This window comes from Vibrio rotiferianus (assembly GCF_002214395.1).
Classification (GTDB): domain Bacteria; phylum Pseudomonadota; class Gammaproteobacteria; order Enterobacterales; family Vibrionaceae; genus Vibrio; species Vibrio rotiferianus.
Genome location: NZ_CP018312.1, coordinates 2,979,814 through 3,004,667, shown reverse-complemented (window position 1 = coordinate 3,004,667; position 24,854 = coordinate 2,979,814). Strand labels below are relative to the sequence as shown.

Below are 24,854 nucleotides of genomic sequence, written 5' to 3'. Positions count from 1 at the left end.
CGCCCCAGTCAGTTTTTGACTGGGGCGTTTTTTATTGGGCGAAAGAAAATTTTTCTTTTTGATCAGTAATTTAAATTAAACCCTCAAAAATCTTCTCTTCTGACCTTTCTAAGTCACTGCAAAGTCTCGATTTTTCCCTCAAATTTATTGCGTTATTCATCCTGTAAATTTACACCAGTCACACTATTATTTTTTCTTGAAAGAAACTAAGTGACGCATTTTTGATGTTCAATCTGACTTAACTATCTGAATATTAAAATTATTGTAAGTTTGGGGTGGGAGTATTTGGCTCGAGGCAGGAAATAAGATTGCTTTTTAACCTATTGAAATCGAATCTTAGTTCGGTAATGCTTCGCCACATAACAATAATTACCAATTTTTCTCTCCCGTTATCCCTGCCAGGAAGGTGGGGATTTTTATTGCCTGAAATTCACAGTTTTGGGTAGCAGATAAACAAAAACCCCACCAAAAGGCAGGGCTGTGTCGAAAAATTTTAACAAATTTTGTTAATTATTCTTCGCCGCTCTCTTGAGCATCTTGCTCGTCTTCTTCAATCAAGTGTGCAAATGCAGGTGCAAACCAAGTGTCCAGTTTGGCACGCAGCTGATCGACACCCAGACCTTTCAGTGAAGAGAACACGTCAACTGATACGTCACCACCAAATGTCTCCACTTGCTTGCGGATTTTTAGTAGCGTTTGTTTGCGAGCACCGCTTTTCAGTTTGTCTGCTTTAGTCAGAAGAACTTGAACAGGGATGCGGCTGTCGATAGCCCAGAAGATCATTTGCTGGTCGAGATCTTTCATTGGGTGGCGAATGTCCATCAGAACCACTAAGCCTTTCAGACATTCGCGTTTTTGCAGGTATTCACCTAGTGATTTCTGCCACTTATTTTTCATCTCAACAGGAACTTGAGCAAAACCGTACCCAGGCAAATCAACAATGTGACAACCTTCTTCCACTTTGAAAAGGTTGATCAATTGAGTACGACCAGGGGTCTTTGATGTCTTGGCTAAGCTCTTTTGGTTAGTTAGACGGTTAAGTGCACTCGATTTACCAGCGTTTGAGCGTCCTGCAAACGCAATTTCGACACCTTCGTCCTCTGGTAAGTGACGAATATCGGGTGCGCTGGTGATGAAATGCGTGTTTTGGTAATGAATTTTTACGCTCACTGTTAACTCCATCTCGACTTTGTGTAGTCGGTTGATTACTTTTTTGTGAAATTGTGTAAAATAACCGTGCTCGGCATAAGGTCGCCTATTGTACCATGAGTGTACACGGTATGTTCACATTCCGTGGTACTGGAAGCTTGATAATTATAATGGAATGTCATGAAGAAATTAGCGCTAATTTTGAGTCTTTTAGCCAGCTGCTCAGTATGGGCCCAAGGTAGTATTGAAGCTGGTAAAGCAAAATCACAAACCTGTGTCGCCTGTCATGGAGCAGATGGCAACAGTGCAATCGCAATGTACCCTAAACTAGCAGGTCAGCACGCTAAGTATCTTGAGAAGCAGTTGAAAGATCTAAAGCTTGGTATGACAAGCGGTGGTAAACAAGGTCGTTACGACCCGGTTATGAGTGGCATGGCTATGCCATTAACCGATACAGATATCGCTGATCTTTCTGCGTACTATGCCTCGCTGCCTATTTCAGAGCAGTCAACACCAGAAGATGTGGTGGCTAAAGGTAAAACACTGTACACAGCTGGTGATGCAGAGCGCGGTCTAACCGCATGTATCGCATGTCACGGCCCTCGTGGTAACGGCACTGAGCTTTCAGGTTTCCCTAAAATTTCTGGTCAGCACGCTGACTACATCAAAGCTCAGCTGATCAAATTCCGCGATGGTAATCGTGAAAACGATATGAACGCCATGATGCGTGATATCGCGAAAAAAATGACAGATGAAGATATCGAAACTCTGTCGAAATACGTTGGCGGTCTGCACTAAATCCCCTACAAAGTTCGAGCACAGTTATACAAATATGCCCTAGCGTTTTCGCTGGGGCATTTTTGTTCGTGATCTTGATCACTCGTGAACTTCCCTCCAAAAGCGTAGTTAGCTCGGTACTTTGTGAGACATTCGCCATACTTGATCGATGTGATTTCTCGCTTCTTGTTTTAAGTTGTTGATAGGTTGGGTAATTTGTTTTGGAAGAGAAAATCCTATCAATAATTTCTTTCCATGACTTGTTGGTTTTTATCCAATCTGTAAAGTAGAAGCTGTTCACAAGGAGTGAATCACAGGAATTTAGACCATGGATATAAGGTCTCCAAGGACGCAAACGAAGGACGTTTGGTAGTCGGAAAAGGGACTTAGATAGGCAAGGAGCCTATCAGATATGGATGGTCATCTCGTCTAACGGTTAAGACAGTGAAATGGATCAAGCTCAGGAAGTAGCTCAGTAGACAGGAAGTGAACGGATAGCCAAAACTCATCAGGAAGATGAAGAACAACACTTTTTGGCAGGGAAAGCTTGAAAAACAAAAGGATTCTTGGTGCACCAAATGAGTGCAACACAGTTTCGCCGCTATAGGTGGCATTCAGAAAGCGACAGTCTCACTGTCGCTTTTTTTATATCTTCAATTCCGATAAAAACTTTTTTAACAAAAACTGCTGAAAAAGTATCCAGTAACACTCCAATCTGAGTCTACTTTCTGGTATGTTTCGCATCCCTGTTTGAGGAAGTCAGCATGCACACCTGTCCTTTATGCCAGAATCAGCGCACTCACCACTTTTTTGAAGACAAGCAACGCGAGTATCTTCAGTGTGAGCAGTGCAGTTTGGTATTCGTCAATCCAGACCAACGTTTGGATGCGGAAACTGAAAAAGCTCACTATGATCTGCATGAGAACAATCCTGAGGATATGGGATATCGCCGCTTTTTGGCGCGAATTGCTGACCCAGTCGCAGAGCGAATTTCACCACAATCGAACGGAATCGACTTTGGTTGTGGTCCGGGCCCAACGCTTTCCTTAATGTTAGAAGAAGCGGGGCACAACATGGCGTTGTACGATCTTTACTACCACCCAGATACATCGGTGCTAGAAAGGCAGTATGATTTCATGACAGCAACAGAGGTGATCGAACACCTCTACCACCCAGATATGGTGTGGAAGCAATGGTTGAATTTAGTTAAGCCAGGTGGCTGGATAGGCCTGATGACGAAAATGGTCATCGACGTAGAAGCCTTTCGGACATGGCACTATAAGAACGATCCTACGCATGTGGTGTTCTTTAGCCGTGACACGTTCCAGTTCCTAGCAGAGCGGGATAAGCTCGAACTCGAATTTATTGGTAATGATGTAATTTTACTGAGGAAGACCCAGTAATGAGCCGTAAAAAGAAATCAAGAAAGCCGGGTGCCTCTGGCGCACCTGAGTTTGTTGTAACTCGTAACCGTACAGAATCAGATGTAGAAGGCCGTCTACGCAAGCGCGCGAAAAAGCGTAAAGGCTTGAAGACCGGTAGCCGTAACTCTGACGCTGAAGAGCAGAAGAAACAAGCAGCAGCGCAAAAACGCGATCCTCGCCTAGGTAGCAAGAAGAAGATTCCTCTGATTGTTGAGCCAGCGAAGAAGCAAACCAAACAAGAGCGTCGTCTATCTGCTGAGCAAGAGCTAGAGATGCTAGAAAACGATGCGCAATTGAACGTGTTGTTGGATCGTATCGAAGCGGGTGAGAACCTAGGTACTGGTTTACAGAAATATGTAGACGAGAAGCTAGATCGCATCGAGAAGCTGATGGACCAACTAGGTCTACTAGAGCCGGAAGAAGAGGAAGACTTCACTGCACCAGCAGCGAAAGGTTCTCGTAACGATGACGATTTACTTGCAGACTTCGACGATATCAACTTCGACGACTACAAAGGATAAGTAATTCATGAATGTAACCTTATTAGCGATTGCAGGTGCAGTGATCATTATCGCGCTGGCTTCTTATGCAGGTTACCTTCTGCTTCAATTGAAAAAGCAAAAGGAATTGCAGCTGAAGCATCAAAAGTTGGCGATTGATAAGCGTAATGCCAACATTTTTGAGAACGTGCATACCCTGTGTCAGGCGGGAATCCAAGGTCAGTGTGATTTGTCTGAAATCAGTATCCGTGTTTACAACATCATGGACTATGTTCAAGGTGAAGACCGTGTCGATTTCGACGCCACATATCCTGCGATTTCTGAGCTTTACCATGTTGTGAAAGATATGGCGCGTGGCGAAGATCGTCAGCAACTTGCGAAGAAAGAGCGTATGCAGCAGAACCTGACGCGTCATAAAGCAGAACAGCGCTTAACAGATGCGATCATCGAAGAGCTCAAAGTGTTGCAGAAAAACGTTCAGCCACTGAATAACCAAATCAATATTCAGATGATCTAACTGATACCCCCAACGGTTTCTTTATCGTCACGGGGGTACGTGATCACGCTAGCACTTCTTTGGTTTTATACTTAAAAAGCCGCCAGTGGTTACCGTAGTTGTCATCATGGTATGGCAAAATAACGGTTTCTGAATATCGGGTGACGGCTTTCGTCTCCCTAGCATTTAACGGAAAGTACCACCATGTCGAATCAACATATTGAATCGAAACAGCAAATCGTCTGGGACCAAACGGTATTGGATAAGTACAACTATTCCGGTCCGCGTTACACCTCGTACCCAACGGCACTGGAGTTTCATGAAGCATTCACCATTTCGGACTACGATATGGCATGCACTCAGTACCCAGAGCGTCCGTTATCACTGTACGTTCATATTCCGTTCTGTCATAAGCTTTGCTACTACTGTGGCTGTAATAAAGTGATTACTCGCCATTCGCACAAAGCAGACGAATACCTAGATGTACTTGAGCACGAGATCCGTCAACGTGCATCGTTGCTGGGGGAGCGTAAAGTCACTCAATTGCACTTTGGTGGTGGTACGCCAACTTTCCTATCTGAAAAGCAAATCACGCGAGTGATGAACTTGCTGCGCCAAGAGTTCTCTTTTAGCGCTGATGCGGAAATTAGTATTGAAGTCGACCCACGTGAAATCGAGCTAACTATGCTGGATCATCTACGTGGTGAAGGTTTCAATCGCCTGAGCATCGGTGTGCAGGACTTCAACAAAGAAGTTCAACAGCTTGTGAACCGTGAACAAGATGAAGAATTTATCTTTGCTATGGTTGCGCGTGCGAAAGAACTTGGCTTCCGCTCTACTAACCTTGATTTGATTTACGGCTTACCTAAGCAAACTAAGGCGTCTTTTGCTAAGACATTAGAGCAAGTGCTAGAAATGCAGCCGGGTCGTTTGTCCGTGTTTAACTACGCGCACATGCCTCAACTGTTTGCTGCACAACGCAAGATTAAAGACGAAGACCTACCTAAAGCAGAAGAGAAGATGGCGATTCTGCAAGACACCATCGCAACGCTAACGGGTGCAGGTTACCAGTTCATCGGTATGGATCACTTTGCTAAGCCAGATGACGAACTGGCTGTCGCTCAACGTGAAGGCATTTTGCATCGTAATTTCCAAGGCTACACCACACAAGGCGAATGCGACTTGGTAGGCTTTGGTGTTTCGGCGATTTCAATGATTGGTGATGCGTATGCGCAAAACCAAAAAGAGTTGAAGAAATACTACGCGCAAGTGAATGACCTGCGTCATGCGCTGTGGAAAGGGGTGTCTTTGGATGCCGACGATTTACTACGTCGTGAAGTCATCAAACAGCTTATCTGTAACTTCAAGCTAGATAAGACAGCGATTGAGTCTGAATTTGGCGTGAAGTTCGAGCAATACTTCAAAGAAGATTTAGAGTTGCTACAAACTTTTATCAATGATGAGCTGGTGGAAGTGGATGACAACGAAATTCGCGTAACTCTTCGTGGCCGTCTATTGATTCGTAACATCTGTATGTGTTTCGACAAGTACCTGCGCGCGAAGGCACGTCAGCAGCAATTCTCTCGCGTGATTTAATCTCTTACAGATTCCGGATACAAAAAATGCCAGCAGATGCTGGCATTTTTTATGTTTTTACGGCAATTAAACGCGATCTTTCACTTTTTCTTTCAGTTCAGTTTTTTCTGCATCTGATAGGAAAGCGATGTCTAGGCCATTGATTTGCGCCTGGCGAATTTGCTCTTGGGTTAGACCTGCTGCTGGTGCTGCCACTTCGTACTCGTAAGGTAGCTCAATACCTTCAACCGCTGGATCGTCCGTGTTTAGACACGCTAGCACACCGTGATCTAGGAATTGCTTCAGAGGGTGATTTGCTAGTGACTCAACCGTACTAGTTTGGAAGTTTGATGTTAGGCACGATTCAATACCAATGCGGTTTTCTGCAAGGTAGTCCATCAATTTAGGATCTTGGATTGCTTTAACGCCATGGCCGATACGCGTTGCACCAAGCTCTTGAATTGCTTGCCACATGCTTTCCGCGCCTGCTGCTTCACCTGCGTGAATCGTGACGTTTAGACCAGCATCACGCACTTGTTTAAAGTGAGAAACAAAACGATCGCCAGGTTGACCAAGTTCATCACCAGCAAGGTCTACAGCTACGATGTGATCTTTCTGGCTTAGGATACCTTCCAGTTCCTGTTGACAAGCATCTGTACCAAAAGTACGGCTCATGATACCGATTAGGTTTGCCTTAATACCGAAGTCACGCATGCCAGCCTGTACACCATCAACGACCGCTTCAACTACGCCAGCTACTGGTAGTTTGTGTTTCATTGCCATGTAGTAAGGCGAGAAGCGAAGTTCTGCGTAATCAATTTGTGCGTTAAGTGCGTCTTCTACGTTTTCGTAGGCAACACGGCGACATGCATCTAGATCGCCCAATACCGCTACACCCCAGTCTAGCTTAGAAAGGAAAGCCACAAGAGATGGTTCTGCTTCGACAATTTGAACGTGTGGTGTAAGAGACTCAATATCGTATGCCGGAAGCGCTACACCGAACTTTTGGCCAAGTTCGAGAATCGTTTGAGTGCGGATATTACCGTCGAGGTGACGGTGCAAATCTGTTAGGGGTAGATTCTTAGTTATCATTATGTCGATCCAGATAATTGTGAACAGGAATAGAATTGCAATTAAGTATAAATAACAGTTCGGTAGATTGTCAGTAGAGGATGACTACGAAATCAACAATTTCAGCTCTTTTCTACTTCATGTTAACCAAATGTGTTGGCCATTCTTCGATCGGTAATGGACGGCTGTAATAGAACCCTTGAACCTGTGTACAGCCTAATGAGCGTAAAAGCCGTGCTTGTTCTGCCGTCTCCACACCTTCCGCGACCACGTTTGCTTTCAAACCTTTAGTGATGGTAATGATTGCGGCGAAAACGGAGTTTTCCAGATTATTTGGGTTTAATCTATTAGTGAACGTCCTGTCTATCTTCAGACAAGTAAATGGCAAGCTATCTAGGTACGCTAGCGAGGAGTAGCCTGTGCCAAAATCATCAATGGCAATCCCAACGTTCATTTCGCGTAGCTTGAGCATATTGTCTAGGGTTGTTGGGTCTCCGCCAACAATTTTGGACTCAGTGATTTCAAGTGTGAGGTTTTGAGCGCACAATCCTGTCTGAGATAATATTTGGGCAACATCTGTGATGAACTCTGGACATGAAAGTTGGTTGACTGAAACATTCACGTGCAGTTGGAAATCTTTGTGCCAACGACCATTTTCAATTGCGGTTTGAGTTTCTTGACAGGCCTTAAGTAAGATTTGGTGACCGATTTGTTTGATCATGCCACTCTCTTCAGCAAGAGCAATAAAGTCCAAAGGCGAGACTACGCCATCGGCACTGTGCCAACGTGCTAGAGCCTCTGCACCAACAACCTCACCACTAGATAAATCAATAATTGATTGGTAATACGGTATAAACTCTTTTTGCTCAATACCTTGCTGTATTTTGGCAATCATCTGAGTTCGGAACTTAGAGGCGCTGGCCATTTCTGGACTGTAATAACACACCCCAGAATGGGTTTCTTGCTTGGCGTAACTCAATGCAATACTGGCATTACGTAACCATTGCTGCATTTGGTATTCAGGCTGCGTTTCCACAACACCAATGGCAATATTCATGATGACAGTTTCATCTGCGCAGAGAAACGGAGAGGCGAAGACTTGTTGCAGCCGTCTAACGGTTAGGCGAACTTCCTGCTCTTTTTGCAAGTTGGGTACGTAAACTGCAAATTCATCACCACCAATACGAGCTAATACAAACTCATCACCAAACTGCTGATCGAGTCGCTCTGCAATACGGAGCAATAGTTGATCACCATTATGGTGACCGACGCTGTCATTGATATCTCTGAAGCGGTTAATTCCGAGCAGGTATACACTGCCACCTTGTTGGCTTGGCATGGTACTGCTGATTTCAATTAAGCCTTGTCTGCTATACAGGCGGGTCAATGAGTCGTATATCAACTGCTCTCTTAATGCTTTGAACGATACCTTTAGGTTATTCGCCATCTCGTTGAACGCGTGCACCAACGTCGTGGTTTCATAAACGTAGCCAGGACGAGGCATTGAGCCATCCCAGTTGCCTTTGGCTAGGTTTTGCGCTGCTGAGGCAGTAGCATTGATCGGACGAGTGACTCGGTTAAAGATAAACCAAGTGATCGAAATACCCAGTAGGGTCACAAGTAAACCCACCAACCAGCTTTTTCTTTGGCTGTTCGGAAGTGTCCCAACTAAATCTGATTCAGAGACAGAAATACCAATAAACCAGGTGAGTCCATAATCATCAGTGTAAGGTGTGATTCGGCTAAACAAGCGTTCACCCGAGTGTTCTAGCTGAAAAGTATAAGGCTGTGAAGTTGAGTTTAAAGCAAGTGCACTCACCCTAGATGCACTGATTTGGATGATTGAGTCGGTGCTTTCTTTAGCAAGCAAGCGCTGGCCCTTATGTGTGAATTTGGTTCCCCAAGAAACGACGCTACCTGCACTTGATTGCGCTACTAAGCGATGCTCTTCATCCATAATAAACACGGAAGCTTTGGTATTCTGTTGCAGCTCTCTTAAGAAGGCATTGAGTGTGTTGATGCGAATATCTGTGACGAGCACACCAGCAAAGTCGCCATGCTCGAAAACAGGAGTCATCGCGGATAGCGTGATTTCTTGACGTTCATCTGCGTTCGCATAGATTGGCGACCAAGTCGGCTGATGGGCTTCTGCCACGGGCGTATACCAAGGCCGAACTCGGGGGTCATACTGTGAGATAACCGATCGTAAACCTGTACTTGGCGTCTTCCCGTTATAGATTGCTAAATTACCATCAGTTCGCTTGTCTTGAATCATTAAGGTGTATTCACCGTTTGCTTCGCGACGAAAGCCGGCATAGTCTCCGGTGATCGAACCAAAGCCAATAACATCCAACTGAGGAATGGAGCTGTAAAGATCTTGGAAGGCGCTTAATAAATACGATTCAATATCGGCAGTATTATTTGGGTGGAATAGATTGTGAAAGCTGACGCTATGGCCCAGTGCTTGAACCGCTGCAAATGGTTTTCTTAGGTAGTCATTCAGGTGATCATGAACGCCTTCCGTTAACACCGTCAGCTGTTTGTTACTGATGTCAGTGACGACCTCTTCATAGCTCTGCTTTTGGACAAAAATGATCACCCCGATTGCAAACAGAAATATCAGCAAGAAAGGAATCAAAACAGCAGTGCGTAAAGTGATTTGTGTAGTCGGTGATGACATGGCCTAGTATTTATTATGGGTTGCTATACTGTAATTGTACTGGCGTTCTTGTCACCAAGCGAGTCAATTTTTACTCGCTTAGTGACTAAATATCAAACTAGTACAACTCTTTTAGTTTTCTGGTTAATGTATTTCTTCCCCAGCCTAATACTTTAGCGGCATCTTGTTTGTGACCTTTAGTATGTTCTAACGCAGCCTCTAGTAAGATTCGCTCAAATTCAGGTAATGCATAAGATAATAGCTCTTTATCCCCTGCTTCGAGAGCATGTTTTGCCCAGTCAGCTAGTTGTTCTTGCCAGCTTTCCCCAGCAGACTCCGATTTGACTTTCTTTTCTTCTAGTAATTCTTGCGGCAGGTCGTTAGGTAGCACCTCACTGCCACTGGCCATGACTGTTAACCAACGACAGATGTTTTCCAATTGGCGGACGTTGCCCGGCCAATCAAGGCGGTTAAGGATTTCGACTGAAGATGGATGCAGTGTTTTTGTTTCAACGCCTAGCTCATCGGCTGCGCGAACGAGAAAGTGTTGAGTGAGTTTCTCAATGTCTTGTTTTCGCTCTCTTAGGGCGGGGATCTGAACGCGAATTACATTGAGTCGATGGAATAAATCTTCGCGGAAATCACCTTCATGGACCAGCTTTTCAAGGTTTTGGTGTGTGGCAGCGACGATACGCACGTCAACGCGAATAGGAGAGTGGCCCCCTACGCGATAGAACTGTCCGTCTGCTAATACGCGCAATAATCGGGTTTGAATGTCTAGTGGCATATCACCAATTTCATCTAGAAACAGTGTGCCACCATTGGCTTGCTCAAAGCGGCCTTGTCGAACGCTGTTTGCACCAGTAAACGCGCCTTTTTCGTGGCCAAACAGCTCGGATTCAATCAGGTCTTTTGGAATCGCGGCCATATTGAGGGCGATAAAAGGTTTGTTGGCGCGCGGACTATGACGGTGCAGGGCATGAGCAACTAACTCTTTACCCGTGCCTGATTCACCGTTGATCAATACGGAGATGGAAGAGCGAGACAAGCGGCCAATTGCACGAAACACTTCTTGCATGGCTGGCGCTTCACCGATAATTTCTGGCGTATCGGTTGGGAGCTCTTCGTGAGACATCTGCTCACGCTTGGTTTCTTGGCTATGAGCTATCGCTCGCTCTACCAGCGTGAGTGTTTCATCGATATCAAATGGCTTAGGTAGGTATTCAAACGCGCCTTTTTGGTAAGCGTTCACCGCAGCATCTAAATCGGAATGCGCCGTCATGATAATCACGGGTAAATCGGGATAATCACGTTGAACTTGCTTTAACAGCTCCAAACCATCGATACCTGGCATGCGTATATCGGAAACCAACACATCTGGTACTTCACGTTCCAGCGCCATCAGCACACTTTCTCCATCCGCGTAGGTATCGCATTTGATGTTGGCGGAGGAAAGGGTTTTCTCCATTACCCAGCGAATCGAACTGTCGTCATCGACGACCCAAACATATCCTTTACTCATGTAATAAATCCTTGCAGCAAAAGCCTAAAAACTGACGAATCGAAAAGCCATTTAATCAAGTCAGATTGGCAAATAAATCGTAAAAGTGGTGTGACCGGGCCAGCTTTCGACATCAATCTTGCCGTTATGCTGGTCGATCAGATTTTGTGAAATAGACAGGCCAAGACCCGTACCGCCTTCTCGACCACTGACCATTGGATAGAAAAGGGTATCTTGTAGTTCTGGTGGAATACCCGGACCGTTGTCCGTGATCTCAACACGTGCGGCGAGTTTGCAGCGTTGACCATGAATGTTAGCTTGATGCACCGTTCTGGTGCGTATGGTTATTTTTCCGTGTTCTTGGTGGGACAGAATCTGTGCTGCGTTACTGACGATGTTGAGCATCGCCTGCTCGATTTGGTCAGCATCCATCAAGATTTCTGGCAAGCTCGGATCGTAGTCGCGCTCGATCACAATCGAATGTTGAGATTCCAACTCCACTAACTGGCGCACTTTCTCCAGTACTTGGTGAAGGTTTTCTTGGGTCTTTTTACCCGGCTTTTGCGGCCCGAGCAGACGATCGACTAAGGCTCTTAATCGGTCTGCTTGCTCGATAATGATTTGGGTATATTCCTTCAATGAAGGATCGGGAAGCATTTTTTCTAATAGTTGTGCCGCCCCGCGTAAACCGCCGAGTGGGTTTTTTATTTCGTGCGCCAACCCACGCACTAACAGCTTTGCCGCTTGTTGCTGGGCGTGTTGGTTAAGCTCTTGAGTGAGACGGCGTTGTTGGTCAATTTTGCGCATCTCTACCAACAGCATTAATTGTTTCTGCCAAGTTATTGGGCTGACAGTCACTTCCAGCATCAAAGGGCGCCCATCGACGACAAAGGTAACGTCACTGTCAGTAATGCTTTGGCCGCTTTGTAGTGGTTGGGTGAGTAGCGCGAGATCCAATGACGCATGCTGAATTAGCTGAGACAGCGACTGCTCAACAATGCGTTTAGCACTTTGCGAAAACAATAACTCTGCCGCAGGGTTGGCATAGCGCACCGCTAATCCGTCATCAAGAATCAACGTTGCTGCCACCATGTTATTGAGAATGGCACTGGAGAGACTGGTATCCACATTACGTCCTTGTTTGCGTTATTGTTGTGCGTTGCACCAAATTGGTGCGATAGAACGTAAGTATGGCGAATAAATCTCAGAAGAAAAAGTAAAATAGCACTCAGAGCATCTGTTATTTGCGCTATTTTTCTGGTTTCGGCCTTGGTAATTTAGGCTTCACACTCGCTCTATGTAAATGCACTGTTATAGGGCTAGTAGATGCAATAAGCTTGCCGCTTCTTTTGGCGTGAACAGCAAGGGTGTGGGTGCCTCGATCGATATTGTTAATTTGCCAAGTGAGTCGAGTTTGTGGGGCTGCGTACGGCTTTCCATCGAGCATTAGCTGCAGTTGTTCTCCAATACCTAGTTTGCGGTTGGCTTCCAATTGGATGTTAATCAAGCCTTGATTGCTACGAATCGTCTCGTCATGCATAGGGGTCAGCATAGCTAAAGACAGAGGCTTAGGAGCTTCTGGCTGTTTTGGTTTATCTTTCTTTACCGGGTTGGGTGGTGGTGACGTAGAAAGCGCTTCGGTACTTTCTACCTTTGGTGCTGGTGCCTGACCTTGTAAGTCAGGTAAAGCGATTGCCTTTGCTCCATTTTGAGGCGTATCGCTGAAGTGTATTACGCCATCTTTATCGACCCATGTGTATGCAACTTGTGCGAAGGGAGATGCAGCCGTGACTAGGCCACCGAGTATGATTAAGGTTGGTAAAAGCTGAACTTTCATTGCTCACCTTCTTTTTATGATTCCACGTTATTGACCCAAGTAACTTCCCGCGATTGGCTCTGTGAGGGTGACTTGGCATATTCTCATTATCACTCCATGCTAAAGGTCTGGGTTAATCAGGCGAATACAAAAAAGGCCCGCCTGCGAGGCGAGCCTAATATTTTGTTTCTGTGTTTACATTTTACACAGTTGAGACCTTATACAGAGTAGTAAAGTTCAAACTCAAGTGGGTGAGTTGTCATGTTTACTCGCTCTACATCTTGCGCTTTAAGGTCGATGTAAGAATCGATGAAGTCGTCAGAGAATACACCGCCAGCAGTTAGGAACTCACGGTCTGCATCTAGTTCTTCTAGCGCGTCTTTCAGTGAGTATGCCACTGTTGGGATCTCTGCTGCTTCTTCAGCTGGTAGATCGTAAAGGTCTTTATCCATCGCTTCGCCTGGGTGGATCTTGTTCTTAATGCCGTCAAGACCAGCCATTAGCATTGCTGCGAAACATAGGTATGGGTTAGCCGCTGGGTCACCGAAACGAACTTCGATACGACGTGCTTTCGGGCTTGGTACCACTGGGATACGGATTGAAGCAGAGCGGTTACGTGCAGAGTAAGCAAGCATAACTGGCGCTTCGAAGCCTGGTACAAGACGTTTGTACGAGTTAGTTGATGGGTTAGCAAACGCATTGATTGCGCGAGCGTGCTTGATGATACCACCGATGTAGTAAAGTGCCATTTCAGATAGGCCGCCGTACTTATCACCAGCAAATAGGTTTACGCCATCTTTTGCTAGAGATTGGTGTACGTGCATACCAGAGCCGTTGTCACCAACTAGTGGCTTAGGCATGAATGTCGCCGTCTTACCAAATGCGTGCGCAACGTTGTGTACAACGTACTTGTAGATTTGGATTTCGTCAGCTTTAGTTGTTAGCGTGTTGAAGCGAGTTGCGATTTCGTTTTGACCCGCAGTTGCTACTTCGTGGTGGTGCGCTTCAACAACTAGGCCCATCTCTTCCATTACTAGACACATAGCAGAACGGATGTCTTGAGATGAATCAACTGGCGCTACTGGGAAGTAACCACCTTTAACGCCTGGACGGTGACCTTTGTTACCTTCTTCGTAATCAGAACCTGTGTTCCAAGCTGCTTCTACGTCATCGATCTTGAAGAAAGAACCAGACATGTCAGTTGCGAACTTAACGTCGTCAAATAGGAAGAACTCTGGCTCAGGACCAATTAGTACTGTGTCAGCAACGCCTGTAGAACGCATGAAGTCTTCAGCGCGCTTAGCGATAGAGCGAGGGTCGCGGTCGTAGCCTTGCATTGTTGCAGGCTCAAGGATGTCACAACGGATGTTTAGTGTTGCATCTTCAGTGAATGGGTCAAGCACTGCAGAAGATGCGTCTGGCATCATAACCATGTCTGATTCGTTAATGCCTTTCCAGCCAGCAACTGATGAACCATCGAACATTTTACCTTCTTCGAAGAAGTCTGCGTCGATTTGGTGAGCAGGAATAGAAATGTGCTGCTCTTTACCTTTTGTATCAGTGAAGCGTAGGTCAACAAACTTAACTTCGTTTTCTTGGATCAGTGATAAAACGTTTTCTACTGACATCTTGGATAACCTCCAGTGTTAATAAAGCGGTAAAAGCTCGATTTATGAGTTCTTGATTAAATCCAGCATTGATTAATTTGCTTGAAATTTTATTAATCGATGCTGGTTTCTCTAAAGCCAAAACCGTGCCAAAAAAATTATTCCATTAATTTCAAGGAATTATGTTTTAAGGAGCAAGTTTGGTGCAAACGATTGCACCAAAATGATCTTTAATTGCACTGTAATGGTGCATCTTTTGATTATTGCACCACAATGTGACAACTACGTTGCTTATCTAGCCCAGTTTTTGAGCAAGAGTCAATTTCTAATAAGCAACGATTGGAATAAAATTGCTTTGAATCAATTCGCTTTGCTCGGGAAAGTGGGCATTAAGCGTAAATTTCGCAGAAAAGCTCGGGAGTAGATCACATATTTCTAGGCTTTTTGCTAAAATCTGGTACATTATGGCCGTTTTTTTAATCAGCAAATGTCACCAGAGAGCACCCGTTCTCAGCGTGGGGGCATTTCATCTATCTAAGTGAATCTAATCCATGGCTACTCCACAGATTGATAAATTAAGAAATATCGCGATCATCGCGCACGTTGACCACGGTAAAACAACACTGGTTGATAAACTACTACAACAATCAGGTACTCTAGAGTCTCGCGGCGAAGCTGAAGAGCGAGTCATGGACTCAAACGACATCGAAAAAGAACGTGGTATTACCATTCTTGCTAAGAACACAGCAATCAACTGGAATGATTACCGTATCAACATCGTAGATACTCCGGGACACGCGGACTTCGGTGGTGAAGTAGAACGTATCATGTCGATGGTAGATTCAGTACTACTTATCGTTGACGCTGTTGATGGCCCAATGCCACAAACGCGTTTCGTAACGCAAAAAGCATTTGCTCACGGCCTTAAGCCAATCGTTGTAATCAACAAGATTGACCGTCCGGGTGCTCGTCCTGATTGGGTTATGGATCAAGTATTCGACCTATTCGACAACCTAGGTGCAACTGACGAACAGCTAGACTTTAAAGTGGTTTACGCTTCAGCACTAAACGGTTGGGCTACTCTAGAAGAGGGCGAAACTGGCGAAAACATGGAACCACTATTCGAAACTATCGTTGAAGAAGTAGCGGCTCCAGAAGTTGACCTAGACGGTCCACTACAGATGCAAGTTTCTCAGCTAGACTACAGCTCTTACGTTGGTGTTATCGGTGTTGCTCGTGTAACTCGTGGTAGCGTGAAAGCAAACCAACAAGTAACTGTTATCGGTGCTGACGGTAAAACTCGCAACGGTAAAGTAGGTACAGTAATGGGCTACCTTGGCCTAGAGCGTCACGAAGTTGAGCAAGCTAACGCGGGTGATATCATTGCGATCACTGGTCTTGGCGAGCTAAAAATCTCTGACACTATCTGTGCACAAAACGCAGTAGAAGCACTACCGCCGCTGTCTGTTGATGAACCAACAGTAACAATGACGTTCCAAGTAAACACGTCTCCATTCGCTGGTAAAGAAGGTAAGTTCGTTACTTCACGTAACATCCTTGAGCGTCTAGAGAAGGAGCTGGTACACAACGTTGCATTGCGCGTAGAGCAAACAGACGATCCAGACAAATTCCGCGTATCAGGCCGTGGTGAGCTTCACCTATCTATCCTGATCGAAAACATGCGTCGTGAAGGCTTCGAGCTTGCTGTATCTCGTCCAGAAGTAATCATCAAAGAAGAAGATGGTCAGCTAATGGAACCGTTCGAGACAGTAACTATCGACGTTATGGAAGAGCACCAAGGCGGCATCATGGAGAACATCGGCCTGCGTAAAGGTGAGCTGAAAGACATGTCTCCAGATGGTAAAGGCCGTGTACGTATGGACTTCGAAATGCCATCTCGTGGTCTGATCGGTTTCCAAACTGAGTTCATGACGCTGACTTCTGGTTCTGGTCTTCTTTACCATACGTTCGATCGCTACGCGCCACACAAAGGCGGTAACATCGGTCAACGTGTAAACGGTGTACTAATCGCAAACGCGATGGGTAAAGCGCTAACTAACGCACTATTCAACCTTCAAGAGCGTGGTCGTCTATTTATCGGTCACGGTGTTGAAGTTTACGAAGGCATGGTTATCGGTATTCACAGCCGCGACAACGACCTAACAGTAAACGCACTGAAAGGTAAGCAGCTAACCAACGTTCGTGCATCTGGTACAGATGACGCACAGGTTCTTACTCCGCCAATCAAGATGACTCTTGAGCAAGCACTAGAGTTCATCGATGATGACGAACTAGTAGAAGTAACACCTGAAAGCATCCGTATCCGTAAGAAATTCCTAACGGAAAGCGATCGTAAGCGTGCTTCACGTTCAGCAAAATAATCTGCTGTAACAGATTCGATTAAGAACAAGCCCCGAGTTATGCTCGGGGCTTTTTGTATCTGAAGGAATAACACTATGAAGCCAATCGTGATTACCGGTGGTCCGGGTGCAGGTAAAACCACCTTGTTGAATGCTTTAGGTCAGTTGGGCTATGCCACCTTTGCTGAAGGTTCTCGTAGCTTGATTGAGCAGCAAAGCCAGTTGGACAACGGTATTTTGCCTTGGACGAATCTGTCGGAGTTCGCCAACTTATGCCTTGAGTTAATGGGGAAGCAAAAGCGAGAAGCGCTCAATTATGATGTGGCTTTTGTTGACCGTGCTATCCCAGACATCGTGGCATACCTACAGGTAGGCGGTTGTCCCGTTGAACACACCTTCTTGATTGAGAGTGCTGGCTACCAGAGTAAGGTGCTCACATGCCGACCTGAAGCCTCTATTTATGTTCAAGATGATGTGCGTCCACACAGTTTTGAAGAGGCGCTACAAATTCATCAAACCTTAGTCGATACCTATACTGAACTGGGGTATGACGTGGTTGAAGTGCCATGGGGAAGCGTAGCTGAACGAGTGGCGTTTGTTCGACAAGTAATGGGCTTAGTTGCTGAGGTAGAAGGTGAGAAACGCTGATAGAGCTCGGAAGATAAACGGGTGACTACGTGGTGAATAAGTTAGCTCTTCCGCTAAATAGCAAAACCTCCTCACGAGGAGGAGGCTTTATCGAATTACTTTTGATTCAGCTGCTGTAGGAACTTGTCTGATTCAGCAATCGCGGCATTCATTTGCTTAATTGCGTATTGAATGTCCTTCTCTAAGCTAGAGAATTCACCTTTCAGTGAGCCAATCGCACTCGCGTTCAAGTTATGCTTGAGGTAAAGCGTGTTGTCACGCAGTGTATTCAGAACCGGTGTCATCTTGTCTTCCGCACGCTTCATTGCGTTAAGCATGGTTTTGTAAGACGCTTTGGTTTCACGTAACTTCTGTTCGCTAGAGCGACGCAGTTTCGCACTGGTGTACAGGTCTAGCTCGCCTTGCCACTCATCAAATAGGGCATCCGATACATCTTCAATCGCAGCAATACGGTCGCGCACGTCTTGCGCCGCTTTTTCGCTGTCTTCGTATTTATCGTTAATGTTGTTGTAGACGCTTTCCAATTCACCACCATCAAAGTTGGTCAGCGCAGAAAGTGCTTCTAATGCACTGGTGAACTCTTCTTGTGCATCTTGTTGTGACTCTTTGGCGTCTTCCACGCGATCTACCATGATATCGCGCTTGTGGTAACCCACTTGCTCCATTGCTGAATAATATGCGGACTGACATCCTGTCAAAGTGAAAATTGATAGTACAATTGCTAATAAATAAGGCATTCTTATGTCCTCGACGCTAATTTATGGGATGAACTATGAACCAGTTATCAGAGAGTTACAAGGTGAGATTGAGCAAGCTCGTGCCGGGGAGCGTCGCGTTTTTCAAATATTTGCTCAAGCGTATGACGCACGATCGCGTTAACGTTAATGCAGGCTATCTAGCTTACATCACTTTGTTGTCTATTGTGCCGATGTTGACGGTATTACTGTCGATTTTGTCAAAGTTTCCGGTATTTGAGAATGTCGGCGAAGTGCTGCAGGGTTACATCATCGATAACTTCGTCCCCGCTTCTGGTGATGCAGTCAGAACCGCGCTGCAAGAGTTTGTCTCAAACACAGGCAAGATGACCGCCGTGGGTGGTGCGTTTTTGTTTGTTGCAGCCCTGATGCTGATCTCCAACATCGATAAGAACTTAAACTACATCTGGCGAGTGAAAGACAAACGTCGCCCAGTGTTTTCTTTCTCCATGTATTGGATGGTGCTGACCCTTGGTCCGATTCTGGTCGGTGCGAGTATTGCTGCAACCTCTTACGTAACATCGCTTAAGCTGATTGAAAACGAAACCTTATCGGGCGCTTACAACCTGTTTTTGCGCTGGCTGCCATTGTTATTGTCATTCTTTGCATTCATGGGTTTGTACTTCTTAGTGCCAAACAAAAAAGTTTATCTGTCTCACGGTGCCATTGGTGCAGCTATCGCCGCGGTGCTGTTTGAATTGAGTAAGAAAGGCTTTGCGTTCTACATTACCCAATTCCCGTCATACCAGCTGATTTACGGCGCACTTGCCGCGATTCCGATCCTGTTTGTGTGGGTGTATTTGTGTTGGCTGATCGTATTGATTGGCGCGGAAGTCACGGCCGCTCTGGGCGAAAGAGAGCACTGGAGTGACGACCTAGAAATGATACACTCGACCGCTGAATTGCAATTAACAGATGAAGGAAGCGAGAGTCGTGATAGCGCTAATTCAACGAGTCAGTGAAGCCGCCGTTCGTGTAGACGGTGAAGTTGTCGGTGAAATCGACCAAGGTCTACTTGTCCTACTTGGAGTAGAAAAGGACGATGATGAAGCAAAAGCAAAACGTTTGATGGAGCGTGTAACCACTTATCGTGTGTTTGAAGATGATGAAGGCAAAATGAACCTCAACGTCAAACAAGTGAACGGTAAGGTTTTGGTGGTGTCTCAATTTACGTTACCAGCCGACACCAAAAAGGGCACTCGCGCAGGCTTTTCTCGCGGCGCGCATCCTGCGGATGCAGAGCGTTTATATGACTACTTTTCAGATCTGTGTGAGGAAGTACTGCCAACGCAACGTGGCCGCTTTGCAGCAGACATGAAAGTGTCATTGATTAATGACGGCCCGGTGACTTTTTGGTTACAGGTCTAATCTGGAAACCTTAGCTGCATAGTCTAAGCTTTAAGCCCAAGTGAATTGATTTTACTTGGGTTATTTGCCTTATGGCTTGTATTTGATTTGTGCTTTCAAAGGATTGATATGTTCAAACTTATAACTCCAAAAACTGAAAATCAGCTTAACAAGTACTATCAATTTCGTTGGCAGATGCTGCGAGAACCATGGCGCATGCCTGTAGGCTCTGAGCGTGATGAGTATGATGGTATGAGCCATCACCGGATGATTACCGACGGTCGTGGCCGTCCGATGGCGATCGGTCGTTTGTACATAACCCCAGATAACGACGGTCAGATCCGTTACATGGCGGTAAAAAACAACCGTCGCAGCAAAGGCATGGGTTCACTGGTGCTGGTGGCGCTTGAGTCGTTAGCTCGGCAAGAAGGGGCGAAGCGTCTGGTGTGTAATGCCCGTGAAGACGCGATTGCCTTCTATGAAAAAAATGGTTTTGAGCGTCGCGGTGAACTGACAGACGAGCGCGGTCCAGTACGTCACCAACAAATGGTAAAGCCGCTTGATCCGATGGCCGATGTGCTTCGTCGACCTGAATGGTGTACTGAGCTGCAACAACGTTGGGAAGCGCAGATCCCAATTGCCGATAAAATGGGGATTAAAATTAACCAATATACCGGCTATCAGTTTGAATGCAGCGCACAGCTTAACCCGAATTTGAATCCACATAATACCATGTTTGCTGGTTCAGCCTTTACCTTGGCGACGCTTACAGGGTGGGGGATGGCGTGGTTGTTAATGAAAGAGCGTGGTTTGCACGGTGATATTGTATTGGCAGACAGTTCGATTCGTTATCGCCATCCTGTCGAAGAGAACCCTGTCGCGAGTACATCACTAGATGGTATCAGTGGTGATTTGGACAGGCTCGCATCAGGGCGTAAAGCGCGCATTGTTATCCACGTGGTGATTTACAGTGGCGACGTGCCTGCGGTGGATTTTGTTGGTACGTACATGTTGCTGCCGAATTACTCTAAGCTACTCAGCTGTTAGGTCCGTTGATTTTAGTACTTCTTGTGGCGCATCCTGTTCTTGCGATGCGCCCGGTTCTATCTTGGAGTTATCTGCTTCTGAAGTAGCGCTTTCTTCAGATGACTTTTCTTCGATAAGGGAGCTTTCTTGAACAGAGATAAGCTGCTCTTCTGAGGGCGGCGCAGCAGTAGGTTCTTTTTCTTCTACCACTTCTTCACTTAATTCTTCCTCATATTGCTCTAAGTTGATTGGTTTAATGCTGGTGCTGTTCGTCGCTTTCAGTGAACTCTGTTTGGGTTCTTCTGGCTCAGTCTGTTTTGACATATTGACGCATTCATTTGCTTTGACTTCTCCACTCAGCAGGTCACCTTGAATCGAACCACATGTTTCTCTGAGCTGATAAATCACACCACTAATTGGGTTGTTCGCCATATCAAACTCTCCGGAAAGGTTACCCGAGATGGCTTTGCCTGAAATGGTCACTGGTTGAAACTTCACTTCGCCGCGTTGGGCACGTAAACGCAGCGGGCTGAAGGTGAGCGCCTTGAGTGAATCATCAGCTTGTGACTTTAAGGTGGTATCGCGCAGATTGGCTTCCACTTCGCCTGACAAGCTGAAAGCAAGCATATTTTGATCGCCGGCTAAGCCTTTTAAGTCGAGGCTTAAGTCAGAGAAACCATTGACCGCGAGCACCGTTGGTAAGTAAGGGTGGAACAGTTGCAGAGGGAGTCCATCGGCGTTGAGGTTAAGCGTCCAAGGTTGGCTGGTGGTGCTAAGGTCGATTTGTCCTAAGCCTTCAATATAGCCTTGCTCCAGAGGGGCGAACAAACGCGTCAGTTGCCACAAGCCATTATCACTTCGTGTTGAAATTGCTGCGTGTGATGTGATGACTTGATCGTAGCTGGCGTTAACAACGCTAGCATCAAGCTTGCCGTTCCAAATACCCCAATTGTCATTGCTGTGTTTTATTTCGAGTTGGTTACCTTCCAAATTCAACCCAGAAAGCTGCCAGTAAGGTTGTTTAGATAACTGGATAACTTGGCTGCGTTCAATCTCTAATTGCTTCACATTGACTTTCTGGAGCGTTTCTGTGGTGATTTGCCACCAGTCGGTTTTATCATCAGGCTGGATAGCCCATTTTAATCCACTGACGGTGGCGTTGTTAATTGTCCAATGCTTTGGCTCAAACATGCCTGATAGCTGTATTGTGCCTTGTTGCCAATCCAAGCTCAGCTCTTGCAGTTGAATCGCCCCCGGTTTGAACTGGGCATTCAAGCGAGGCTCTACCGCAGTTTGATCTTGAAAGCTGACACTGTCTGCTTGCAGAGAAATCTGTGCCGTTGTGTTCCATAGTGACAGTGGTAGGGAGGCATTTTCGAGAGACAATTCTAGGTTTTGCCAGTGCCAATCGCCGTACTCGATATCTGCGTTCAATAGATCTAGGCTATTGATATGATTGATATTAATTGGCAGTGCTTGCCATGGTTTGGTGAGTAAAGATTGCAGTTGTAGGTTATCGATTTTCAGTTTATCTACGGTCACATTTACCAGTGACCAGCCTTGTGAGTACTGCTCTCCCTGACCGGAGACCTCACTGCCACGCCAGCTAAATGAAGCGCCATAAAGCGTGCTGTCTTGCGCTTTGTAATCGATATCAAGCAGTAGTTGATTGAACGCTTCCCCTTTCCAGTAGAGTTGGTCAGCAGACAACTGAATCTCACCATAGGGTATGGTTTGTGTTTTTGTTAGCCAGGTTGGATCTTGGATCTGAATATTTACGTTTCGAGCAGTATAACGGTCATCGGCGTAGTTGATGTTCTTTAGAGCGAGTTGGTGAAGCAAAATATTGCTTGGAACTTGGATTTCTGGCAGACCATGCTGCGCTTCAACGCCATCAATTAACAGGCTGTCTAGTATCCATAGGTTATCGCGTCTGATATCTGGATTGAACCAGAGGTCGATTTGCTCAATGTAGGGTATTTGCTCTGAGGATGTTGTTACCCCCTGCAGAGAAACATGATAAGGAAACTGGTAATGGACACTTTTGGCTTGCCAATCAAGGGATAATGGCTGTGAGATAAGTTGCCATGTTTGTGGTGCGTATGATGTCGTTAACAAGCCCGCGAGTACGATTGGTACACAAATCAATATGACAAGAGCGAGTGTGAGAATCCTTATTACTGTCTTCATTCCATTGAGAACCTTTGGCCAGCTTGCTGCTTAGAGTGTATCAATATTGAAGAGGTTTCAATAAAAAGCCCCTCAAAAGAGGGGCTTGTGAAGTGTTTTTGTAACTAAATCACGTTGAGCTTAGTCGACTTGCGGGCCAGCAGCTACAAGTGATTTGCCTTCTGCATTATCCGTGTATTTATCAAAGTTATTGATAAAGCGTTCTGCTAAATCCTTGGCTTTGCTTTCCCATTGTAGTGGGTCAACATAAGTATCGCGTGGATCAAGAATACTTGGGTCTACACCTGGTAGAGCAGTCGGCACTTCTAGGTTGAAGATAGGGATATGTTTAGTTTGAGCGTTTTCAATCGAACCATCTAGGATGGCGTCAATGATACCGCGCGTATCTTGGATAGAAATACGCTTGCCGCTACCGTTCCAACCAGTGTTGACTAGGTAAGCCTCAGCACCTGCTGCTTCCATACGTTTTACTAGTACTTCAGCATATTTAGTTGGGTGTAGTGTTAGGAATGCTGCACCGAAACACGCTGAGAAGGTAGGCGTTGGCTCCGTGATACCACGCTCTGTGCCCGCTAGCTTAGCAGTAAAGCCAGATAGGAAGTGGTACTTAGTTTGCTCTGGTGTCAGCTTAGACACTGGAGGTAGTACGCCAAATGCGTCAGCCGATAGGAAGATCACTTTGTTTGCGTGGCCACCTTTCGATACTGGCTTAACGATGTTGTCGATGTGATGAAGTGGGTAAGACACACGGGTGTTCTCAGTCTTAGAACCATCATCAAAGTCGATAGAACCATCGCTGCGAACCGTAACGTTCTCTAGTAGTGCGTCGCGGCGGATCGCGTTGTAGATATCAGGCTCTGCCTCTTTCGATAGCTTGATGGTCTTAGCGTAACAGCCACCTTCGAAGTTGAATACGCCGTCGTCATCCCAACCGTGCTCGTCATCACCAATCAGTGCGCGTTTAGGATCAGTTGATAGGGTGGTTTTACCTGTGCCAGATAGACCGAAGAAGATCGCAACGTCGCCTTCTTCACCCATGTTTGCACTACAGTGCATCGATGCGATGTCTTTAAGCGGCAGGAAGTAGTTCATCATGGCGAACATACCTTTCTTCATTTCTCCGCCGTACCACGTACCACCGATCAGTTGCATGCGCTCTGTTAGGTTAAATACAGTGAAGTTTTCTGAGTTCAGACCGTGCTCTTCCCACTTCTCGTTGGTGCATTTCGCACCGTTCATTACCACGAAATCAGGCTCAAACGTTGCCAATTCTTCTTCTGTTGGGCGGATGAACATGTTTTTCACGAAGTGTGCTTGCCATGCGACTTCAGTGATCACTCGAATGCTCAAACGAGTGTCTGGGTTTGCACCGCAATAACCGTCAATCACAAATAGGCGCTTACCTGAAAGCTGGTTAGTCACTAGCTCTTTTAGGTCGTCCCATACTTCTTTGTTTATTGCTTTGTTGTCGTTTTTCACTGCGTCAGAAGTCCACCACATGTGCTCTTCTGTCGTTGCATCTTTAACAATGTACTTATCTTTTGGTGAGCGACCAGTAAAGATACCAGTGTCTACGGCAACCGCGCCGAGTTCTGTAACTACACCACGTTCATAACCAGTTAGGTCAGCACGGGTCTCTTCCTCGAACAGCATTTCGTAGCTTGGGTTGCGAACAACCTCTTTCACGTTGTGCAATCCGTGTTTGGTTAGATCAAGTGTTGCAGCCTTTGTATGTTCCATAACGGTCATAGGTGCTCCTTATAAGGATTTTTGTAGGGATTTTGTAAGAATGTTTTAATTTTATCTGCTCACCATGCTAGCAACGGGGCGGGGAGAAAACAGGGAGATAGCTCAAAAAATATCCATGATTTCATTGTGGTTTTAGGTAACCCGTCACATATCGGTACGAATAGTTTATCGTGCGCGCAAACCTTTGCGCCAGAGCAAAATAAT

The 24,854-nt window shown here is 45.8% G+C and carries 20 protein-coding genes; 10 read left to right on the top strand and 10 right to left on the bottom strand.

Annotated elements, in window-relative coordinates; genetic code table 11:
• Positions 1-510: 510 nt before the first annotated feature.
• Positions 511-1,170, bottom strand: a complete 660-nt coding sequence (gene yihA / locus BSZ04_RS23070) for a ribosome biogenesis GTP-binding protein YihA/YsxC (RefSeq protein ID WP_010444941.1) — start codon at positions 1,168-1,170, stop codon at positions 511-513.
• A 159-nt stretch (positions 1,171-1,329) separates the two neighbouring features.
• Here yihA and BSZ04_RS23065 point away from each other — a divergent pair, with 159 nt between their 5' ends.
• The 5 genes from BSZ04_RS23065 (at position 1,330) to hemN (ending at position 5,942) form a co-directional block, all read left to right on the top strand.
• Positions 1,330-1,947 carry a c-type cytochrome gene (locus BSZ04_RS23065; RefSeq protein ID WP_010444943.1) on the top strand — a complete coding sequence of 206 codons (618 nt, stop codon included), beginning with the start codon at positions 1,330-1,332 and terminating at the stop codon, positions 1,945-1,947.
• A gap of 743 nt (positions 1,948-2,690) precedes the next feature.
• Positions 2,691-3,329 carry a class I SAM-dependent methyltransferase gene (locus BSZ04_RS23060; protein ID WP_038884225.1) on the top strand — a complete coding sequence of 213 codons (639 nt, stop codon included), beginning with the start codon at positions 2,691-2,693 and terminating at the stop codon, positions 3,327-3,329.
• Entirely contained in the window at positions 3,329-3,871 is a 543-nt protein-coding gene (gene yihI, locus BSZ04_RS23055; RefSeq protein ID WP_010444947.1) for a Der GTPase-activating protein YihI, read from the top strand. The genes BSZ04_RS23060 and yihI overlap by 1 nt, the downstream gene beginning before the upstream one ends.
• Positions 3,872-3,878: 7 nt before the next feature.
• Positions 3,879-4,367, top strand: a complete 489-nt coding sequence (locus BSZ04_RS23050; protein ID WP_010444949.1) for a DUF2489 domain-containing protein — start codon at positions 3,879-3,881, stop codon at positions 4,365-4,367.
• A gap of 183 nt (positions 4,368-4,550) precedes the next feature.
• Positions 4,551-5,942 carry an oxygen-independent coproporphyrinogen III oxidase gene (hemN, locus tag BSZ04_RS23045; protein WP_010444951.1) on the top strand — a complete coding sequence of 464 codons (1,392 nt, stop codon included), beginning with the start codon at positions 4,551-4,553 and terminating at the stop codon, positions 5,940-5,942.
• Positions 5,943-6,008: 66 nt separating this feature from the next.
• Here hemN and add read toward each other — a convergent pair whose 3' ends face one another.
• The 6 genes from add to glnA form a co-directional block, all read right to left on the bottom strand.
• A complete protein-coding gene (add, locus tag BSZ04_RS23040; RefSeq protein WP_010444953.1) occupies positions 6,009-7,013 on the bottom strand; it encodes an adenosine deaminase in 1,005 nt (334 codons plus the stop codon).
• 112 nt (positions 7,014-7,125) lie between these two features.
• Complete coding sequence (gene gepA, locus BSZ04_RS23035) at positions 7,126-9,672, bottom strand: phosphodiesterase GepA (protein WP_088881479.1); 2,547 nt, start codon at positions 9,670-9,672, stop codon at positions 7,126-7,128.
• A gap of 97 nt (positions 9,673-9,769) precedes the next feature.
• Positions 9,770-11,173 (bottom strand): nitrogen regulation protein NR(I), encoded by a 1,404-nt coding sequence (glnG, locus tag BSZ04_RS23030; protein ID WP_088881478.1) that lies wholly within the window; start codon positions 11,171-11,173, stop codon positions 9,770-9,772.
• 60 nt (positions 11,174-11,233) lie between these two features.
• Positions 11,234-12,244: a nitrogen regulation protein NR(II) gene (gene glnL / locus BSZ04_RS23025; RefSeq protein WP_216604290.1), complete on the bottom strand. Its 1,011-nt coding sequence runs from the start codon at positions 12,242-12,244 to the stop codon at positions 11,234-11,236.
• Positions 12,245-12,401: 157 nt separating this feature from the next.
• On the bottom strand, positions 12,402-12,989 hold the full coding sequence (locus BSZ04_RS23020) for a DUF4124 domain-containing protein (protein ID WP_088881477.1): 588 nt from the start codon (positions 12,987-12,989) through the stop codon (positions 12,402-12,404).
• A gap of 197 nt (positions 12,990-13,186) precedes the next feature.
• Positions 13,187-14,596, bottom strand: a complete 1,410-nt coding sequence (gene glnA / locus BSZ04_RS23015; RefSeq protein WP_010444964.1) for a glutamate--ammonia ligase — start codon at positions 14,594-14,596, stop codon at positions 13,187-13,189.
• A gap of 530 nt (positions 14,597-15,126) precedes the next feature.
• On the opposite strand from glnA, the gene typA reads away from it, so the two are divergent.
• Together typA and BSZ04_RS23000 are read left to right on the top strand one after the other, a co-directional pair.
• Entirely contained in the window at positions 15,127-16,956 is a 1,830-nt protein-coding gene (typA, locus tag BSZ04_RS23005) for a translational GTPase TypA (protein WP_010444969.1), read from the top strand.
• Between the two features lie 75 nt (positions 16,957-17,031).
• Positions 17,032-17,583, top strand: a complete 552-nt coding sequence (locus tag BSZ04_RS23000) for an AAA family ATPase (RefSeq protein ID WP_088881476.1) — start codon at positions 17,032-17,034, stop codon at positions 17,581-17,583.
• Between the two features lie 95 nt (positions 17,584-17,678).
• Here the strand turns inward: BSZ04_RS23000 and BSZ04_RS22995 are convergent, their stop codons facing one another.
• Positions 17,679-18,320: a DUF2959 domain-containing protein gene (locus tag BSZ04_RS22995; protein ID WP_005448522.1), complete on the bottom strand. Its 642-nt coding sequence runs from the start codon at positions 18,318-18,320 to the stop codon at positions 17,679-17,681.
• Positions 18,321-18,355: 35 nt separating this feature from the next.
• Here BSZ04_RS22995 and BSZ04_RS22990 point away from each other — a divergent pair, with 35 nt between their 5' ends.
• From BSZ04_RS22990 to BSZ04_RS22980, 3 genes are all read left to right on the top strand, one after another.
• Positions 18,356-19,300, top strand: coding sequence for a virulence factor BrkB family protein (locus tag BSZ04_RS22990; protein WP_010444975.1), 945 nt, complete (start codon positions 18,356-18,358; stop codon positions 19,298-19,300).
• Positions 19,272-19,706: a D-aminoacyl-tRNA deacylase gene (gene dtd / locus BSZ04_RS22985; protein WP_038884235.1), complete on the top strand. Its 435-nt coding sequence runs from the start codon at positions 19,272-19,274 to the stop codon at positions 19,704-19,706. The genes BSZ04_RS22990 and dtd overlap by 29 nt, the downstream gene beginning before the upstream one ends.
• 108 nt (positions 19,707-19,814) lie before the next feature.
• Positions 19,815-20,732: a bifunctional GNAT family N-acetyltransferase/hotdog fold thioesterase gene (locus BSZ04_RS22980; RefSeq protein WP_038884236.1), complete on the top strand. Its 918-nt coding sequence runs from the start codon at positions 19,815-19,817 to the stop codon at positions 20,730-20,732.
• Here the strand turns inward: BSZ04_RS22980 and BSZ04_RS22975 are convergent.
• On the bottom strand, positions 20,718-22,901 hold the full coding sequence (locus BSZ04_RS22975) for an AsmA family protein (protein WP_088881475.1): 2,184 nt from the start codon (positions 22,899-22,901) through the stop codon (positions 20,718-20,720). The two genes, BSZ04_RS22980 and BSZ04_RS22975, sit on opposite strands and share 15 nt — an antisense overlap.
• A gap of 120 nt (positions 22,902-23,021) precedes the next feature.
• The gene (pckA, locus tag BSZ04_RS22970) at positions 23,022-24,650 is read right to left on the bottom strand and encodes a phosphoenolpyruvate carboxykinase (ATP) (protein WP_010444979.1); all 1,629 of its coding nucleotides are present in this window, start codon (positions 24,648-24,650) and stop codon (positions 23,022-23,024) included.
• Positions 24,651-24,854 lie beyond the last annotated feature (204 nt).